The sequence below is a fragment of the Burkholderia sp. LMG 13014 genome (genome assembly GCF_905232215.1).
Taxonomy (GTDB): Bacteria; Pseudomonadota; Gammaproteobacteria; order Burkholderiales; family Burkholderiaceae; genus Burkholderia.
In genome coordinates this window covers 1-17,956 of the sequence record NZ_CAJNKE010000076.1, presented here as the reverse complement: position 1 = coordinate 17,956, position 17,956 = coordinate 1, and the positions used below count along the sequence as shown (strand labels likewise).

Genomic DNA, 17,956 nt, shown 5'->3' with positions numbered 1-17,956 from the left:
GCCTGCCGGCTGATTGAAGTCACGCGTTACGCCCGCAATCTTCCCACGAGCATAGATGCGCACCCCCATCATTTCTTCGTTCTTGTACGCCTCCTTCGCCATTCCCAGCCAACCGGAAACCTGAAGCGCAGTTCCGTCGTCAGCAATGACGGGGCGACTGGACAGATCAATCTTCGATCCAGGCAAGAGAGGAATGTCCAGCGGATTGACCTTGACCGGTTTGGCTCGATCGTTCATCGCATCAGCGATGAGAATCTTGAAGTCAGGCTTCGCAAATGTGAAACGGACGGCCAATTGGCGCAGAAACGTATCGAGGTCAGGGACACGTTTAGCAAGAAATGAGGTGAGCCTGATGCGCGTCCCCGTCGTCTTGCTCCACGTACGATCATCGCTTCCGACTTCCAACGGAACCGAATCGTCTTCGTCCGTCACGATCTTTTCGAAGTCCATGAAAAAGTGCGTGACGGCATACCCCTTCGCAGTCTTAGCGCCTCCGGCAGACCACACCTCGATGCGCCGGCAGATACCAAAAGGAGCGAGTTTGCCAATTCCTTTCCGCCCCATCACGGGACGCTTCTTTTTTCGTGACCGACTACCGTCCTGACCCACACGCGTACGACGATCGGCCCCCACCCGTAGGTAGAAATTGATGGCTTCTTCCGGCGTCATACCGTGACCATCGTCTTCTACTTCGATCACGTAACCCAAATCAGCCAATTGCCCCCCCGCTTTGGAGGCAAGTTGGATATTCAAGGGCAGGCGGACCCTGACGGTTTCGGCATCTGCGTCGTAGCCGTTAGCAATGAGTTCCGCAACGACTGCGCTTGCCTTGTCGTAGAGTTTCACGCCGAGCTTGTCGACGGTCAGGCGTGAAATGCGTAAGTGGTAAGGAGAAGGCGATGCCTCAGGACTCGCGCGCTGCATGGAAACTGCCTTGGCAGGACGGCTCGGTCGACTGCCATTGGCCGGCGCAACGCGGCGAGACGATGTAGCCATCGACAACTCCAGTGTTATGGTACGGTGGACGTGAAAGTATCCGTATTTTATTTGCGTGGGCATGCACAGCGGCACACGTAATAACCCAGTATTATCACATGATCGCCGATGGAGGCCGATCATGTCCATGCGGGCAGTTCGGCACTTCACCCCTGCCATCCTCAGCCATGCGCCGTCGCTTACCAACTAGCGTTTCTGCTTGAAGCCGATGCACGACGCATCCAAGAACTTCAGTACGGGCTCGCGAAACAACGACTCATATCGGCACTTCTCCATCGAGCGTCTGATTTCACAACGTGTCGCCTGGATTGAACACTCCCACGTACGCTGCACTGAGTTGCTCCGATAGTCACCTATCTTCATCATGCATCCATGATCGGACCATTTGGCGGCGATTAGCGGCCACCTGCGGAGCCCAACATGGCAAACGGAGCAACCGTACAGCTCACCAATACAGTTCAAGCGGAGCAAATGCCCGGCCTTGCCGCCCCACTGCCTGGCTCGGCTGCATACGCCGAATTGCCCCAATTCCTTGCGACTAAAACGTTACCCTTCCGCCGCACCATCCGCCGCCAAGAGCTGCGGCAGATCGTCCCCCTGGCCGAAACGACGATCTACGAAATGGAGAGCCGCGGCGAGTTCCCGCGCCGCTTCAATCTGACGCCGCGCTGCGTCGTGTGGGACTTGGCCGAAGTGGAAGCGTGGATCGAGCAGCGCAAGCACGCCCCTCGCGACGGTATCTCGAAGCCGGATGTCCGCCTACGAAAAGCCCGCCCTGTTCGGTTGGGTTCGAGTGAGGAATGAGGCTGGGCAGCGACTCGCACCAAACAAGGCTTCCGGCTCCTTGGGCGCCGAGCGCGGCAACCGCCAGCCTTCCTCTTCACATTGACTTGCAAAGCCACCCGCGCCGCGTCCAACACGTCCGCCAAGTGCCGGATCGACGCGTCACCCTCACGCACCGGTGCAGGAATCAACTCATCAACCGAAGAAAACAGCCGGGCTGACCGAGAACCGCTTGCTCAATGCCGCGATGTGATCGCGAGTCAGATTGCGGCCTCGGCCATTGAGAATCTTCGATACCAGCGACTTGCTCCCAATCTCCGGCAGGTCGGCCACGCCCAACCCATGCTGCTCCATCAGCAACCGGAGTACGTCAACGCCACCCAGCTTCGCCACGCGCGCGTTGAACGCCGCAAACTCATCGGACTCGTTTTCCCAGATTTCGATGGAACGGGCCAGGATCTCGATCAGCGCGCGGTTGGCCTCGTAGTCCTTGACCAGTTCATCCATCAACGCCAGCGCCTGGGCGTAGTCGTCCTCATTGGCGATATGGCCAATAAAACCCGCCTCGTCGAACAAGGCATGGGCTCGTTCCTTGATGGCGGCAAATCCCATTTCAGTCACCCTCCTTCCGGTAGCGTTTGCAAAGCTTGTCGTACTCGGCATGGGTTGTGATGTGCTTAACGTACATACGGTTATCGCTGAACTCGATGAAGGCAATCAGTCGAAGATTGTTGCCGCCGATGTCCAGCACCCACCACTTGTCCTTGTACTTGAAGTTGTCCAGCGACGGAAAAACCTGCCGCAATGCCTGCGGCGTATCGAAATCGCCGGATCGCAGCACCCGGTACGTGCGGTCGATCGCTTCGGCGTCGTTCGGATAAGCCTTTGCTGCGTCGCTGAACGGCTTTCTGGATATGACGTGCATGTCGTTCCATGCTCACGGATAAAAGGATAAGCAAGAGTTGACTTTTTGTCAACTTCCGCCATCGAGGCAAGTCAGCCAGCTCAAGCCATCGCGCTCAACGCCGGCGCAGCCACGTTTTCCGGCATCAGCTTCGGCCGGTAGGTCTCGCCACTGCCCCACGCATCGACCAGATTGGCCCACTCTTGCAGCATGTGGCGCCGCTGCTCGGCGTACTCGGCCTTGTTGTAGACCGCGCGCGAGGAACGCCCCTCCTCGTGCGCCAGGCACTTCTCGATCCAGTCGCGGTTGAAGCCGATTTCGTTCAACAGCGTTGAGCCGGTACGGCGCAGATCATGGACGGTGAATGGTTGCAGCGGCAGTCCCTTGGCTTGTGCGGCCTCTGCCACAAGTCCTGTGACGCGATTCAATGTCGCATTGGACATGTATCGCTGCGCATCGTAACGAGATGGGAAAACGAACCGTGAACCGGCCGCGCAAGCGTGCAGCGTCACGAAAATGTCGAGCGCCTGGCGCGACAGATAGACCACATGTGGATTACGCCCCTTCATCCGCTGCTTCGGAATTGTCCAGGTCTTGTTCTCGAAATCGACCTCATCCCAGGTGGCCTGGATCAATTCGCTCTTGCGCACCAGCGTCAGCAGGATCAGGCGCAACGCCAGCTTGATGGTCGGATAGGTCGCCACCGATTCCATCTGCTGCACCATCAGCCGGATCTCCAGCGGGGACAAGGCACGATCCTTCGGCACGAAGGTAGCGATCGTGGATGGCCCCACACTGTCGGCGGGGTTGTCCACCTTTTCCCCGTGAGCGATGGCGTGGACGTAGACCTGCTTCACGATGTCCCGAATCTGCACCGCCGTAGCCGGTGCCCCCCGCTCCTTGACCTTGCCACACAAAGTCCTCAGGTCGTCAGGCTGGATTTCGGTCAATAGGCGATTGCGGAAAACCGGCAGGATGTCCCGGTCAATGATGTGCTTGCGCGCGGCGCGGGTGCTATCGGCCCATCGTGCATGAGCCAAAAATGTGTCCATCGCCGTGCCGAAGGTCTTGATGTCGGTCACGCGCCGTTTCTCGCGCTGCTTTTCAAGCGCGGGCGACGTGCCTTTGAGAACGGCTTTGCGTGCGTCCAGGAGTAGTTCGCGCGCCATCGCCAGCGAAATACCGTCAGGGCCATAGCGCCCGAGGGTTAGCGTTTCGCGGCGACCGTTGAGACGGTAATCGTAGCGGAAGGTGATAGTACCGCTGGGCGATACCGTCACGTACATCCCGTCGCGGTCAGAAGCCTTATAAATCTTGGACTTAGGCTTGAGATTGCGTAGTGCAGCGTCGGTGAGCATCGAGGTTTCCTCCGGTATTTTGACGGCTTTACCGTCAGGTTTTACCGTCAGGGATCGGGAGACCTGTTGATGCCCGGAAAGCCGCGTAAAACAAGCTTTCCCGAGAAGACTTTTACCGTCAAAGACGGTAAAAGTCTGAATAGTGAACGAGAATGTCTTAATCTGGCCTCGATTTTTACCGTCAGATCTACCGCCAACTTATTTTGCTGGCCAGCGATAGCCACCGATAGATGCCGGGACGTATTTACTTTAAAATCAACACGTTATGGCAGTTTTTCGATAGCTAGCGATAGTCCTCGAAGAACCTAAACTCACTCCCACTCGATTGTTTACGAGGAGAAAAAACACATACAAATCAATGCTCAAGGCAATGTCGGAACAAGCAATACCACGAGCAATGCCATTCGCAAAAAAAGCTGCCCTTCGACAGCTCCCGAGCCACGATTTTACCAGCAGCGGACGAAAAAAAGCCCCGGCCGCAACAGCCGGGGCAACCCCAATTCCACGGGGAGGAGAGACTATTTGCCCGACGTCAACGCGTCGTAGTTGCGCTCACACTGCTGGCCGGCGATGCGGGCGCGGTCAGCGTACTCTGCCAACTCCCCCGCGCGCTGGTCAGCGCGGCCGAGCACGTCGGCAAGCAGGTCGAGGGCGTCGCCGGCTGCCGAGCTTCCGGCGGTAACGGCGGGATGGCGGGCACGCTCGACGAGCACGGCGACTTGCTTGCGCAGGCTGTCAGCAGCAGAAGCAGCGGCAGCAGCATCGGCGCGCGCCTGGTCACGTTCTTTCGCAGCATGATCTGCGTTCTCCTGTTGTGCCGCGGTGCGGCGTTCTTCTTCGGCGCGGGCTGCATCGACAGCGGCGAGCTGCGCCTTCTGTGCGGCGACGGCAGCCGTGCGTACGCCATCGGCGTGGCCCTTGAAGTAGCAGCCGCCGGCTGTGATCGCGAGCGAGACAATGAAGGCCAGCCAGACGCGCGGGTCGAGGATCGTCATGCCGTCACCTGGCCGCCGGCCGCCTGATAGGCCGCCTGCAATCGCTCGATGCCGTTCTCGTGCTGGCCGTAGCCGGCGCCCGGCAGACTGGCCCACACGTTCGACACCTTCGCGACAGCCTCACGAAACCGACCTGCATCGATCAACGGCAGCGCACCATGCTCACGCAGTTGCTGCAACGCGTAGCGGTCTTGCGACACCGGGCCGAAATCAGGCAGCTTCATCTGAGCCTGGTAGATGCGCCACCAGCGAAACAGAATTTGGTAGCGGCCGGCGGCCGTCGACGGAACCGGAATATTGCGGTTCAGGATGTTGGGATGCGCCGCGTATTCGGAGAACAGCAGCGGCCGCGCCGGCGTCGCGCCGACGAGCACGTTGTAACCGTCGTCCGACTTCGCGAGCAGCGCGGGGCCGATCTCGCTCGCGGCAATCATGTCGATGAAGGCGATGCGGTTCTTGCCGCCCGCCGCTGCTACGTCAATGCGCGCCATTCTGCTTGTACTCCTTCGTCCACCAGTAAGCTTTGCGTCCCATCACCCACAGGCACACGATCGCCATGCCGATCATCATCAGCGTCTCGGGCAAGTCAATCGCAGGAAGCATGCGGATCGGCTTCAGGACGTTGACGGCCGCCGACAAGCCGATGATCGAGAAACCGACCGTGCCCCACCATCCCGTCGCAATCGCGTCCGTGACCGCGATCCAGATGCAGAACGCGAGGATGATGAGGTTTGCAAAAACGAAAATCGTGACCATCACTGACCTCCCAGGAAGCGCCGTTTCAAAGCCCCGATGAAGTCTGCGTTATTGATTTCTTTGAACAGCTCTTTCGCGATCGCCAGCCCGAAAAGCCCGACGAGAAACCCGATGGCCTGCTGCGCGCCGCTGTCTGTGATGCCACACCAAACGACGATGGCCGGTGCGATGAAGTATGAGAAAGCGGCGCCAGTAACAAACGACATCGCTTTCTGGCGACCGGTCAGGCCGTCGCCGATGAATCGCAGCGCGATCAGCGAGCCGATCGCTCCGGGAACGATCTTCGCGAGAAGCGCGCCCGCGGCAGCGATAGCGCTCGTAGTCGGTTCAGCCATGAATTCCGCCCTTCCTCGTCGGATCACCCTAACATTTTGGGCAGATTTTACCCCAATCGGTTCGATTTCATAACCATTAATCACTGATGTGTGCTACCCCACTGGATGCTCCGATGCCATCCTCTCCGACATCGATTCGCATAGTGCGACACCGTACTACTGGAGCCCCTATGGCAAACACTGCCCCGCGCCGCCGCCTGCCTGCCGCGACCGACAAACGCGTCGCGAAGTCGCGTGAAGATACGCCGTGGACGAATGGCGACCCAACCAAAAAAATCGGCATCAACGTCCCGTTCCCCGAGCCGCTGATGTTGCAGCTCGACTATCTGGTCGAGAACAAGGCAATCCGCTCGAAGTCGTCGTTCATCCGCGAGGCTGTCGAGGCCGCTGCTATGGCCGAAGTCGAGCGGCTGTGGCGTGTGAAGGAAGCTGTTCGCCGGATCGAGAAGGAAGATCAGGCGAAACGCTGACGAGGCGCGGGGGCGCCGAGCACCTCGGCGCGCGCCGCTCGTCACGGCCGCCGGAAGGCGTCCAGCGCACTCCGGTACAGCGACTCCTCATCGCCCTCCAGTTCCTTCAGGCGCGCACGCTTCTCAGCAGTCGACAGCGCCTTGTCTGCGTTGATCGTCACCTCCTCATCACGAATCGCCGAAATCGCCTTGCCATAGCGCTGGGTCATACGATCGAGCGAAATCATCTCCGCCTGCTCAGGCCGCGCAAAGATGTCGTCGAGCGCTTCGCCGTCCGCCGCCTTCTTCGCGACGTGAAACTCGTCGGCAGCGGCCTTCGCCTCGCGCGCGAGGTCGTAGTACCGGCTGCGCAGCGGCTTCACGTCGTTCTGGCGCCAGAAGTCCTTCACGATCGGCACATCGCTGCTCGACATGCTGCTGATGTCCGACCCCGCGAGCCCCGCTGCGCCGATCGAGTCGGTCACGAACTGGCCCAGACCGCCCGTGTAGGTGCGCCAGATGTATTTCAGCGTCTCCGGGCTGACCTTCGTGAGGTCGTTCTCGTAGCGCCGCGCGCCAGTCAGCTCTCCGGCCGCCGCGATCTGCTGCGCGAGCGCGTCGTACACCGAGCCCTTCGTGCCGCGGAACATCTTCAGGTTATCGGGCTGCGCCTTCGTCGACGGAGTATCCGGCACGATCTGGCTGCCGAAGTGGTTGCGGTTCGCAGCCGTCTCAGCCAGCGGCTTGATGACGGTCGGCACAGACGACATGAACGCGTCGAGCGTGTGGTTGTCGCTGTCCGGGTTGTACGCGCCGTTCAGCGGGAAGTAGGCGTCGAGGAATGACGACACCATGCGCGCTGCCGACTTCATCGCACCTTCGCCGCGCGTCGCCTCCGCCATCGCGACGCCGAACGCATAGGCTGGTGAGAATTCCTGCGACAGCGGCACGCGCAGCGTGTGATTGCCGATCCCAAAGATGAAGTTCTTCGTGCGCGTATCCCACCCCTCGCCAAGCCACCGATCCTTGTCGTCGTCCATGCCGGCCGCACCGGCGAAGAAGCCGAGCGTCGCCAGCATGCCGAGCGCAACGAGCGCCTGCCCGCGATGCTCGCCGCTCGCCAGCGTGCGCATGGCATTCGCCGTGCCTTGGATCGCCGGGTTCAGGAACAGGTAAATCGCGCCGAGCGCCGGCGTCATCGTGCCCTTGCGGTCGAAGTCGACCGTCACGCTCTTGGCCGCCTGCGCGGCGCGACCCGGCGTCTCACCCTGACCGCGCAGCGCCATATAGAGCGACAGCCGCAGCGCATTCTCAGTCGCCTGATTGGCGATCTCGACGACATGCGCCATGCCGCCGACGATCTTGCGGCCGGCGACCTTCGCTGCTTTCAGGTTCTGTCCATCCTTCAGGTAGCCCCGCGCGCCGTAGGCGTCCTCGTACATCTGCTCCAGCGATTTGCCCTGCGCCTCAAGATCGGACATCCACGATGCGCCAGTCTTGCCGCCGTGCATTCGGTATTCCTTCAGGAGCTTGCCGACGTCTCCGGCCGGCTCCTTTCCGGTTGCCGCCCACTGACCGAGCGCCTTCACGGCGGCCGGGTATTTCGCCCATGCCTTCGCCGCGACGGCGGCGCCCTCGTGCCCGACCATATTGATCGTGCCCGTCAGCGCATCGCGCGATGCGTTGCGCAGGATGAACGCCGGGTTGTACCCCGTGTAGATTTTCGAGAAGTAGCGGTTCACGCCGCGCATCATTTCAAGGATCGGGTGCATGCGCGCCTGATCGAGCGGGCGAATCTGATGCGCGAGCGCTTCGTCGTTGATCTGGATACGCACGGGCTCGCCCTTCACGTAGACCATGACCTCGTTGTCTTGCAGCGGCTTCACGAACTCGGCCACGCGGTCGCCGTTCGAGTCGAGCACCTGATACGTCGCCGCCTGCGGCCCGGAGCCCTCAAGGAATGCATTCACCTGCGAGCGAGTGGCAAATGAGCCGACCGTCTGCCCACCGCCATCGACCACGTTGTACACCTTGCCGGCGACATAGCGCCCGCGCGGCGGCACGCCGATCGTCCACAGCTCCCTGTCGGGATTGTCGGCTACCAGCGCGAGGAGTGACTGACGCGCGAGGTTCTTTTCACCCACGACCACGGCTTGATCGTAGTCGCGCGCGATGTTCTGGAGGATGTGCTCGTCACGCTCCTCGTGGCCCATTGCACGCTTGACCTTCGGGCCGTACTCACCGTCGCCCTTCAGCGGCACGTAGTTCTTGTACGCCTTCGCGAGCGTGTCATGGTCCTCCTGGCTGATGAGGCCGTAGGCATGCTTCAGGTCGAGTGTTGCGCGCGCGATGTCGCGAGCCTGATCCGCGATCGATTGCAGCTCGGCGTTGCCGGCGTACTTCGCGATGGTCGCGTTCGCGTCCGCCGTCGTCATGCCCGAGCCGCCATCCGGCATGGCCTCGTTGATCGCCGCGATGCGTTCGTTCCGCTCCTGCGCATGCTGCGCATGCAGGAGCTCCTCGAGCTGCTCGGGCGTATGCCCTGACTTCGCGAGGCGCTCCATCAGCGGGCCAGTGAGCTGCTTCTTCGCATCCTCAAGGCGCGCAGCAACGCGGCCCGGCCGGTTAGCCTCGGCGCGGTAGTAGTCGTAGTTGCCGAGCTCCTTCACGCCGGTCAGCTTCTTGATCCGCTCCTGCACCTGCTTCACGCGGTTCATGTTGTCCTGAACGGTGGCTTGCAGGCGATCGAACCGCGACGGCGCGGGAGGCGTGAGCCCACCCGGCGCAGGCGGGTTCGCCTGCTGCCCGCCCACTGAGAAGCGAGCACCATCGGTCGGGCCGCCAGCGTGGTCGCGCAGCGCAGCGGCTGCCAGTGCGCGGAGTTGCGCCGGAGTGACAGCACCGAGCTGCTTCCCGAACCGGCGCAGCAACCATGCCTTGACGCCTCCCGCAACGTCATCGACCCACCGCGCGAACGCCGCCGGCGCTTGGTCGTAGTGCTCGACCGTGTATGCGCCAAACTCCTCGGCGGTCATCTCCGGCACGGCTGCCCCGTCGCGCTGCGCCGACGCGACGCGCTCGCGCGCAGCATCGAAGAATTGCCGCGCCCGGCCGTTCGACTGCCGCGCTTGGCTGTGGAGAGCCTTCAGCCGGCCGAGCAATTTTGACCATGCATCCGAGCCGACAAGGCGTTGGGCCCCTTGGTGGAAAGCCTCGTGCAGCAAAACGGCGGCGGCCGACTCGGGCGTCAAGTTCGCTGCGACGAGGTGGATCGTTCCGTCAGGCGTCGTCGCGCCTCGCACATTGGCCGGCGCGTTCGCGACCGGAATTGATTGTGCGGTATCGTGCAGCACCACACTACCCGATTCGATCATGCGCGACACGGCATCGCCGAATTCGCCCCCTTTCAGCGTCTGTGCCAGCGTATCAGCCGTGAGCGCGGCGTGCCCATCGCGCGCAACGTCCGCCGCGGCGCTGTAACGCGTCTCGTCCGTGCGACCCTCCACCTCTACCGTCGCCGCCGCTGCATCGGACGAAGGCGCCGGTGCATTCTCGGCCGCTTTCTCAGAGGTCAACTCGGACTCCAGTGAGTTGAGCTGTGCCATCTTTTCCAGAAGCTCGGCCTGTTCGGGGAACGGCGCGCCCAGGCGGTTGCCGATCTGGTCGACGCGGCGCTCGTTCTGCTGCACGCGGGCAGTGAGCTGCGCGAGCTGGTTATCGAGGTTGTTCACCTGATTCGCTGCGCGCGTCGCAATACCGCCGACCGGCAGGTCTGGGTCGAGCGGGAGAGACACGAGCGGCGCAGGGTCGCCGGGGATGTCGACCGACACGGCCGCGATGTACTCGCCGGAGCCCTTCAACTGCGTGCCGTGAAACATGATCGGGAAGCCGCCGATCTCGCCGATCTGCTCGGCGGTGTCGGTTTCCTTGCCGGCCAGCTCCTTGAAACGGTTGAAGATCGCACCAGAGAACTCGTCGCGCTTGTCATAGGCTGTCTTGCCGACCATGCCGGTGAACTCGCCCGCGCGGATCGGCGTGCGCTTTTCGAGCGCAGCCTTGATCTCGCCCGCAAGCATGTTGTCGCGTTCAACCTGAGTCTCAGCCCAGTGCTTGTCGCGTCGAAGCTTGTTCTGCTCGTCGTGGTGCGCGTAGCTCAGGCGCTCCAGGCGCTCGACGTCGGCCTTCAGGCCAGCCATCTTCAGATAGCGCTCGTCGCCGGATGCCAGCGCGGCGGCCATGTCGAACGCCGACGCCTCCGATACATCCTCCAGCGAACGCACACTATCGTCACCATTGAGCGCCTGCTCGATGAACCTCGCCTTGCGGCCGTTCATGCCCCACATGGTCGAGTCGTAGCTGCCCTTCGTCGCCCACGCGCGGATGCGCACCTGCTTGTTCTGGTTGCCCTGGCGAATGATGCGGCCTTCGCGCTGCTCGACGGACGCAGGGAACCACGGTGCGTCCAGATGCTCCTCGGTGTAGAGGCGCTTCTGCACGTTGACGCCGGTTTCCATGTCCTTGCCACCGACCAACACGCGCTTTTTGCCCTCGCGCATGTCGGCAAACAGCCGCTCCTTCTTCGCATGCTCCTTGTTGTCGCGCATGAACGCGATGTGCTCGCGCGCGACGCCGCCGTCCGTCAGGCGCTTCTCGATCCACGCCTTCATGTCGAAGCCGCGGTTCTTCGCGGACTGCTCGCCGAGCCCGATGTCGGTAAAGATGATGTGCGACGCGCCCTTATTCGGGTCGACCTTGCCGTTCGTCGTGTACTCGTAGTCGGCCGCCGCGTGGTAGTCGGCGATCACCGCGTCGAGCATCTGGTTCAGCTTGCTGTTCGGGTCGCTCGGGGCGGTCGGGTCGACGAAACGCATATCGATTGCAGAAAAACGGCCGTCCGCGATCACGTTCAGGATGATGTCCTGCCCCTTCGATGGCGGGCCCTTCCGGTTCCGGATCGCCGTGATGCGCTGCTCAAGCGCCTTCTGGTATGCCTTGTAGCCGAACGGCTCGGGCGTGACCATGATCTGACGGCCGCCGCCGTCGATCGCGGGGCGGTCGACATATTGCGAGAGCTGCGAGCTCGTCAGGATGTCCATGAACGAGCGCACGCGGCGCATCAGCTCCGGCACGTTCTGGAACTTCGCGAAGCGGCTCACGACCTCATAGCCGCCGGCCGCGTTCTGCTCAAAGCCCGCAACGACGTCACCGTACTGGTTCGACCATGCGTCGAACGTGTCGAGGCCGTCCTCGGCCATCTGCTCCGGCTGGAAGAAGCGTTGAACGGTGTAGAGCTCGCCCATCGTGTTCGTGATCGGCGTGCCAGACGCCATCACAAGCGCGCGCCCCGGCTTCTTGCTGCGCAGGTATTGCGCCTTCATGAACAGGTCCATCGCACGCTGCGAGCCTGACGGGTCGATGCCCTTGATGTTGCTCTGCTGCGTCGCGAAGTCGAGTTTCCGGAATTCGTGTGCCTCGTCGACGAACAAGCGGTCGACGCCAAGCTCCTCGAACGACAGCACCTTGTCCTTCTTCTCGCCGCCCTGCTTCGCCTCCAGCCGTCGCTCAAGCTGCTCGATCCGGCGCTCGATCTGCTTGCGCGTGATGCGGTCGCCCTTGTCCGTCTCGGCAAGCGCCGTCTTCCACTCGCCGATCTGGTCGCGGATGAACGCGGCGGCGTACTCGTCGGACATGCCGATGCGGCCGAAAGCCGAGTGCGTGATGATGATCGCATCCGGGTTGTTCAGCGCGGCCTGCGCGACGAACCGGCGGCGGTTGTGCGTGTGGAAATTCTGCTCGTCGGCGACCATGATGTTCGCGGCCGGGTACAGCTCAAGGAACTCGCGCGCGAACTGCGCGAGCATGTGGTTCGGCACCGCATACATCGGCTTGTTGGACAGACCGAGCCGGCGCTCCTCCATACCCGTCGCGATCATCGTGAACGTCTTGCCAGCGCCGACTGCGTGAGCAAGGTACATGTCTCCTTCCTGAATGCCGCGCCAGATGGCGCGCTTCTGGTTCTCGCGGAGGTCGAAGCGCAGCGACACGCCCGGCAGCGTCAGGTGCGAGCCGTCGAACTGGCGCGGGGCGATGTTGTTGAAATTCTCGTTGTAGTGGTTGACGAGCCGGTCGGAGCGCTTCGTGTCCGTCCAAATCCAGCGGCTGAACGCGGCGCGCATCTTCTGCGCGACGTCGTTGGCCTTCTCGGTCGCCTCTGCATCGACATGCGTCTTGCCCTGGTCGTCGCGGAACGTGACCTTGATCTGGCGGTTGTTCAGCACCGCGTCGAGGATCTGCCCGGCGTTCATCTTCGGGGCATTGAACTCCGAATAGTTCGATCCGGTCTGCTCTGCCGACCAGTTGCCGAGCCGCGAGTTGTAGCTGACGTCGATGTTCTCGTTCAGCGCCTCGCTCGCGAATGCCGCGACGTCGCTGGCCGGAATCCAGTTCTGGCCCAGCTTCACCGTGATGTCGGTCGGGCCGAGCGGCTTCGGCTGCACGGCCAGCAGCGCCTCGACGTTGCGCTGATACTTGCGGTCGCTGCGCGCGGCGGCCTGCGCCTCGGCGAGCTTGCGCACGACGTTGCCGGACAGATACGCATCCGACGTCTGCCAGCCCTTCGCCGGGTCTTGATAGATCGAGGTGCCAAGCGCGTCGATGACGTCCTGCCGGCTCATGCTCGACAGGCGTGCCACGTCGTCGAGGTCGAGCACGCCCTTGTTGTTGAGCGACACGAACATCGCATCGTTCGTCGTCTTGATCTCCGGCTCGCGCGGACGCTGGAGCACGCGCTCCGACAGAACCGGTGCCTTGATGATGTCGCCATTTTCCTTGATGTGCTCGAGCGAGTATGCGAGAGCTCCGTCGACGTCGAGGCGCAGCAGCGGGTCGTTCTTGAACCGCTTCGTCACCGTCTCCACACCGTCGTCGGCCGTGCGGGTGATCGTCGAGTACGCGAGGAGATTGCCGTGCTTCGCCACGAACCCATCATAGGCATCGGACAGCGCCTTGAGCGATTTCTCCCACGCACCATCCGAAAGCTGATCGAGCTGCGCCTGTTTCAGTGCGTCGCGCAAGCCCGTCCACGACTTCAGGAACGCCTTGTCAGAGGGCTTCAGCGCGATCTGCTTGCCATCCGCGCCGCGGCGGTGCGTCAGCTCGATGCCCGTGCCGCTGTCGACCTGCATCAGGTTGCCGCTTTCGCCAACGTACAGGCCGCCCTCTTTCCTGTGGGTCGGGTTGAAATCGCGCTCCAGCGCCACGGCCTTCGACGCGGCCGGGTTCTTCGCGCCCGGCTGGTAGACGCCCTCGGGCAGGTTCGCGATCGCCTTCGCGAACGCGGCATCCATGTCGACGCCCGGCTCGGGCATGACGGTGTACTCGTTCGCGCGGTACATGCTGCCGGTCAGAGCGTGCGCGCCGAGCACCATTTCCGGGTGCGCGGCGAAATACTCGTTGATCTGGGCCAGGCCCTGCGGCGTCTGCACTTCGGCCGTGCCGAGCCACTTCACGCCGTTGTCCTCGACGCCAGCGCCGCGCTTCTGGAGGAACAGCACATCCGTCACGACTTCCGTGCCGGCGTTGTCCTTGAATGCAGTCTGCGGCAGCCGGACGGCGCCGATCAGGTTTGCGCGGTCGGCGAGGTAGCGGCGTGCGCGGTCGCTCGCCTTGTCCATCGTGCCCTTGCTGGTGACGAACACGAGCATGCCGCCTGGCTTCACGCGGTCAAGCGTCTTGGCGAAGAAGTAGTCGTGCAGCATGAACCCCTGCTTCTTGTACTCGGGGTCGTTCGTCACGACGACGGACGCGAACGGCGGATTGCCAATCGCCGCGTCGAAGAACTCGCGCGGCATCGCGGTTTTCGTGAAGTCGCCGACGATGATGTTGCTCTGCGGATACAGCAGCTTCGCGATCGCGCCGGTCAGCGCATCGTATTCGACACCGGTGTACTGGCTGGTCGCAGCCATGCTGTCGGGCATCAGCCCCTTGAACAGGCCGATGCCCATTCCCGGCTCCAGCATCTTGCCTCCAGCGAAGCCCAGGCGGCGCAGACCATCATAGATCGAGCGGATCACGCCCTCGCTGGTGTAGTGCGCGTACTGCGTCGTGCGCTTCGCCTGCTCATACTGCTCGGGCGTGAGCGTGGCTTTCAGCCGCTCGCCGAGCGCCTGCCACTGCGAATCCTTGTAGCGGCCGTAGCGGTCGGGGAAGATGCTGTTCGCGATCTCGGATGCGCCCCAGCCCGTGAACTTCGTCAGCAGCTCGGCCTCATCCGACGTCGGCCGCCGGCCTTCCTGCTCGAGCTGCTTCACGAGCTCGGCGATGCGAACGTTCTGTTCAGCGGTCGAGCGCCATGAACCAGCACGCTTCAACTCGCCCGGCTTTACCCGGTGGTCGTTCCCGACTCGGCTGACAGCACCTCGATCGTCTCCATCGCTTGCGCGAGCGCGATCTCCTCGGCCGCCTTCTCCGCCATGTTGATCGCCTGCGTTCTCGGCAGCGGCTTCTCCACGTACTGCGGATTGCCCTGCGTCACGAGATTGCCGATCGCGCTCTGCCGCGCCTCGCTGATCGCTTCCAGCGTCACGTCGAGCAGACTGCTCAGGTACGCGTTCAGTGTCCCGTCCGCCTGCATCCGACGATACGCGTCCGGCGCTTTGCTCTGGAGCGCCTTGGTCAGCACTTCCAGCAGTTGCGTTTCCGTCATTTTGTGCAACCTCCTTCGATTGCATTGTAGATGAGGCTGATTGCGATGCAATGAGGCTATCGTGCAGATGCTTCGAATCCTGCACGCTGGTCATGCCTTCAGTTTCAAGGCCGGGATAGTTCCGTGCCGCCTCCCAGAACGACAGCAGATAGGGCTTCACCGCGTCGCCAAGGTCAGACGTCATCGCCTTCGCATACGCGGTGAAGTCGCGCACACCGGCCTCGATGTACGCGCCAGCGATCGTCATGCCATCCGTCAACAGCTCGGGATCGAGCCCCGCGTTCAACTGCGTCAGCTTCGAGCGCATACGCTGGCGGGCTGCTTCCACCTTGTCGGCCGTGAACAGTTTGTTGCCTGCGAAGCGGTCGGTGCCATTCGGCGGCGTAGGCTCAGTCGGCGCGCCGTCGTTGGCGGCCTCCAGATCGCGCACGAGCTTTTCCTGCTGGCGGACCTTATCCAGCAGGCGGTCGTCCACGACGCGCCCTTGCTCCTCGACGCGCGTGCGCATTTCGATCAAGTCGTTGCGCGCTTTCGTCAGATCGCTTTGCGGCGCCGGCTCGGCAGCCGACTGCTGCTTTTCAAGCGTTACGCCCTGGTGCGCGGCGCGCTCCAGCTCCGCGCGCGACCACGTGGTGCGCGCGTTGGTCGCGGTGTTGCGCACGGTCGTCTCGCCGTTCCGGCCGATTCGCTCGATCTCATAGGACTGGCCGCCCTTCGCATAGCCGATGTCGGCTGACGGCGTGACGGTATCGCCCTCGCGCGCGTCGCCGAGCACGCGATGCACGCGGTTCGGTTCGACCTTGGCGCCCGGCTTCTTCGGCGTGGCCGCCGGCGGCTCGGTCGCTTTCCACAGGTCGGCAAGGCGGAACTGCTCGCCCTTCGGGCCATCCACCATGATGAAGCCCGGCTTTACGAACGGGGCGCCGGTCTGAAACGTCCGACCGTCCTTGACGCCTGGCATGACGTCCGCGACCTGCTTCGCGCCATTCTCGCGAGCGGCACGGACGAAATCGCGAGCGGCAGCCTGCTTCGCAGCGGAACTGTCATCGCGCTCTGCTTGCGGCTCGTCCTGCATCGTTTCGCGCTTCCGATCGATACGGCGCATCAGCTCGGCATGCGCGGCCTCGTGAGACACTTCCGGCTTATCGGTCGCGGCCCATGCGGCATCCTCGGCACGCGCAACCGCGTCGACCTCCTCCAGCGTCTTCGCACGGACGAGCTCGTTCATGCGCTTCAGAACACCCGAACCGGGCGTTGCTACCGGCTGCACGGCCGGCGCGGTGCGAGCCTGCATGGCCGATTCGATCTTGCCGCGTGCAGACGGCGCCATCTGATCGAGCGGAGAGCGCAGCAGCCGGCGGCCGGCGAGATTCAGCTTGCCGTCGTTGCTGTAGCCAGCGCGCGACAGGAACGCAGCGCGTTCAGTGTCGGTCGCGCGGGCCCAGCGGGCCGCCGCATCGTCGGCCGCCTGCTGCGCGCTCGGCGAGTTCTTCACGGCATTGAGCGCCTTGTCGACCGGCGCGTCGAGCACGATCGCCTTGACGTCCTTTCCTTCCTCGGCCGCGGCAAGCGCCTGGTGGTGGCCGTCGATGATGTGCCCGTCGTTGGACACGATCACGGCACGGTCGCCGGCCGCTTCCTTCGCCTGCGCGACCTTCTCTGGCGAGAACTCAGCCTGTGTCGGCTTCAGCTCGGCGGCCGGCACCATCTTCGTTTCGTGCTCGATGCCCTGCGCGTTCAGGTGGTTCACGAGCGCGCCGTGCGATTGCGTCGGCACCTGCGGCATTTCTGCGCGCGGGATGCCGAGCGTGCCGGTTTCGGGCGCGAAGCGCTCCATGCCTTCGGCGACCTTCGGTTTGATCTCGAACCGAACCTTGCCCGTCTGCACGATCTCGTGCGTCTCGCCAGCCTTCTTCTTGTCGAGGAAGCCCTGCGCCTTCTCGCGCGAGCCGAACCACTTGCCGTCGTAGGCGTCCTTTACTGCGGCCGATTGCTGGTCGGCGGCGACAGCTCCAGCAGGCGCCCCAGCCGAATCGCTCTCGCTACCGGGTTGAGCGGCAGCGGACTCGGGCTTCGATTGAACGGATGCGCGAGCTTGAGCATCAATACCAGCCCGATCTGCACTGACAGCGGTTCCAGCATTCGTATCCTCCTGCGGGTTCGTTACCTCGCGCGTACCGTCCTCGCGGAGCGCACCGACATGGCCCTCGGCTTCGGCCGTTTCCAGTGCGCGGGAGGCGCGCTCGTAGCCGACGTCCGTCGCCGCCATGATGTCCTGTGGCCGGATCGCCTCGCGCCCCTGCAACATCTCGAGCACGCGCGGATAGAGCGCATCCTCCTTGTTCTTCGCGACCTGCTCGGGCGTGAGCGTCGCGCGCGCGGCTTCGGCCGCCGGCTCCTCGACCTTCGCGGCGGTCACAGGTTCGGCCGGCGCGGGCGCGCCCTCGTTTCGGCGGTCGATCTCGGCCGACACCTTGCCGCGCTCGGTCGTGAGCATCTTCGTCCAGCCGCCGTTGAGCTTGGCCTGCTTTGTCAGATAGCGCAGGCGGTCGCGCAGCTCCGGCTCGTTCCATTCGGTCAGCGGACGCTCGGCCGGCTTCTGTTCGCGCGGCTGCTGGCTCTGCGCGACTCGCTGTTCCCAGATTTTTTGCGCGAGGTCGCCGCGTTGCTGAAGCG

Annotated in this window: 11 protein-coding genes; 2 read left to right on the top strand and 9 right to left on the bottom strand. The window is 63.1% G+C overall.

What is annotated here, in order from left to right; genetic code table 11:
• Positions 1-996, bottom strand: a 996-nt coding sequence (locus tag JYJ84_RS11795; protein ID WP_205189197.1) for an ATP-binding protein, incomplete at its 3' end; no start/stop codon positions are given.
• A 471-nt stretch (positions 997-1,467) separates the two neighbouring features.
• On the opposite strand from JYJ84_RS11795, the gene JYJ84_RS11790 reads away from it, so the two are divergent.
• Positions 1,468-1,800 carry an AlpA family transcriptional regulator gene (locus JYJ84_RS11790; protein WP_236027621.1) on the top strand — a complete coding sequence of 111 codons (333 nt, stop codon included), beginning with the start codon at positions 1,468-1,470 and terminating at the stop codon, positions 1,798-1,800.
• Positions 1,801-1,974: 174 nt separating this feature from the next.
• Here JYJ84_RS11790 and JYJ84_RS11785 read toward each other — a convergent pair whose 3' ends face one another.
• The 7 genes from JYJ84_RS11785 to JYJ84_RS11755 all read right to left on the bottom strand — a co-directional run bounded on the left by JYJ84_RS11785 (position 1,975) and on the right by JYJ84_RS11755 (position 6,127).
• On the bottom strand, positions 1,975-2,391 hold the full coding sequence (locus JYJ84_RS11785) for a type II toxin-antitoxin system HigA family antitoxin (RefSeq protein ID WP_175223144.1): 417 nt from the start codon (positions 2,389-2,391) through the stop codon (positions 1,975-1,977).
• Between the two features lies 1 nt (position 2,392).
• A complete protein-coding gene (locus tag JYJ84_RS11780; RefSeq protein WP_175223143.1) occupies positions 2,393-2,704 on the bottom strand; it encodes a type II toxin-antitoxin system HigB family toxin in 312 nt (103 codons plus the stop codon).
• Positions 2,705-2,784: 80 nt separating this feature from the next.
• Positions 2,785-4,041 carry a site-specific integrase gene (locus JYJ84_RS11775; RefSeq protein ID WP_175223142.1) on the bottom strand — a complete coding sequence of 419 codons (1,257 nt, stop codon included), beginning with the start codon at positions 4,039-4,041 and terminating at the stop codon, positions 2,785-2,787.
• Positions 4,042-4,559: 518 nt separating this feature from the next.
• Complete coding sequence (locus JYJ84_RS11770; RefSeq protein WP_175223141.1) at positions 4,560-5,036, bottom strand: DUF2514 family protein; 477 nt, start codon at positions 5,034-5,036, stop codon at positions 4,560-4,562.
• A complete protein-coding gene (locus JYJ84_RS11765) occupies positions 5,033-5,527 on the bottom strand; it encodes a glycoside hydrolase family protein (RefSeq protein WP_175223140.1) in 495 nt (164 codons plus the stop codon). The genes JYJ84_RS11770 and JYJ84_RS11765 overlap by 4 nt, the downstream gene beginning before the upstream one ends.
• On the bottom strand, positions 5,514-5,792 hold the full coding sequence (locus JYJ84_RS11760) for a holin (protein ID WP_236027619.1): 279 nt from the start codon (positions 5,790-5,792) through the stop codon (positions 5,514-5,516). The genes JYJ84_RS11765 and JYJ84_RS11760 overlap by 14 nt, the downstream gene beginning before the upstream one ends.
• The gene (locus JYJ84_RS11755) at positions 5,792-6,127 is read right to left on the bottom strand and encodes a holin (protein ID WP_175223138.1); all 336 of its coding nucleotides are present in this window, start codon (positions 6,125-6,127) and stop codon (positions 5,792-5,794) included. Before JYJ84_RS11755 ends, JYJ84_RS11760 begins: the two co-directional genes overlap by 1 nt.
• 170 nt (positions 6,128-6,297) lie before the next feature.
• Here JYJ84_RS11755 and JYJ84_RS11750 point away from each other — a divergent pair, with 170 nt between their 5' ends.
• Complete coding sequence (locus tag JYJ84_RS11750; protein WP_175223137.1) at positions 6,298-6,597, top strand: hypothetical protein; 300 nt, start codon at positions 6,298-6,300, stop codon at positions 6,595-6,597.
• 41 nt (positions 6,598-6,638) lie between these two features.
• Here the strand turns inward: JYJ84_RS11750 and JYJ84_RS11745 are convergent, their stop codons facing one another.
• Positions 6,639-17,777 (bottom strand): LPD38 domain-containing protein, encoded by an 11,139-nt coding sequence (locus JYJ84_RS11745; RefSeq protein ID WP_205184140.1) that lies wholly within the window; start codon positions 17,775-17,777, stop codon positions 6,639-6,641.
• Positions 17,778-17,956 lie beyond the last annotated feature (179 nt).

Bases quoted from the DNA above. Each gene is read 5' to 3' on its own strand.
- JYJ84_RS11790 (WP_236027621.1), top strand. From the start codon at position 1,468: ATGCCCGGCCTTGCCGCCCCACTGCCTGGCTCGGCTGCATACGCCGAA.
- JYJ84_RS11785 (WP_175223144.1), bottom strand. From the start codon at position 2,391: ATGGGATTTGCCGCCATCAAGGAACGAGCCCATGCCTTGTTCGACGAG.
- JYJ84_RS11780 (WP_175223143.1), bottom strand. From the start codon at position 2,704: ATGCACGTCATATCCAGAAAGCCGTTCAGCGACGCAGCAAAGGCTTAT.
- JYJ84_RS11775 (WP_175223142.1), bottom strand. From the start codon at position 4,041: ATGCTCACCGACGCTGCACTACGCAATCTCAAGCCTAAGTCCAAGATT.
- JYJ84_RS11770 (WP_175223141.1), bottom strand. From the start codon at position 5,036: ATGACGATCCTCGACCCGCGCGTCTGGCTGGCCTTCATTGTCTCGCTC.
- JYJ84_RS11765 (WP_175223140.1), bottom strand. From the start codon at position 5,527: ATGGCGCGCATTGACGTAGCAGCGGCGGGCGGCAAGAACCGCATCGCC.
- JYJ84_RS11760 (WP_236027619.1), bottom strand. From the start codon at position 5,792: ATGGTCACGATTTTCGTTTTTGCAAACCTCATCATCCTCGCGTTCTGC.
- JYJ84_RS11755 (WP_175223138.1), bottom strand. From the start codon at position 6,127: ATGGCTGAACCGACTACGAGCGCTATCGCTGCCGCGGGCGCGCTTCTC.
- JYJ84_RS11750 (WP_175223137.1), top strand. From the start codon at position 6,298: ATGGCAAACACTGCCCCGCGCCGCCGCCTGCCTGCCGCGACCGACAAA.
- JYJ84_RS11745 (WP_205184140.1), bottom strand. From the start codon at position 17,777: ATGCTCACGACCGAGCGCGGCAAGGTGTCGGCCGAGATCGACCGCCGA.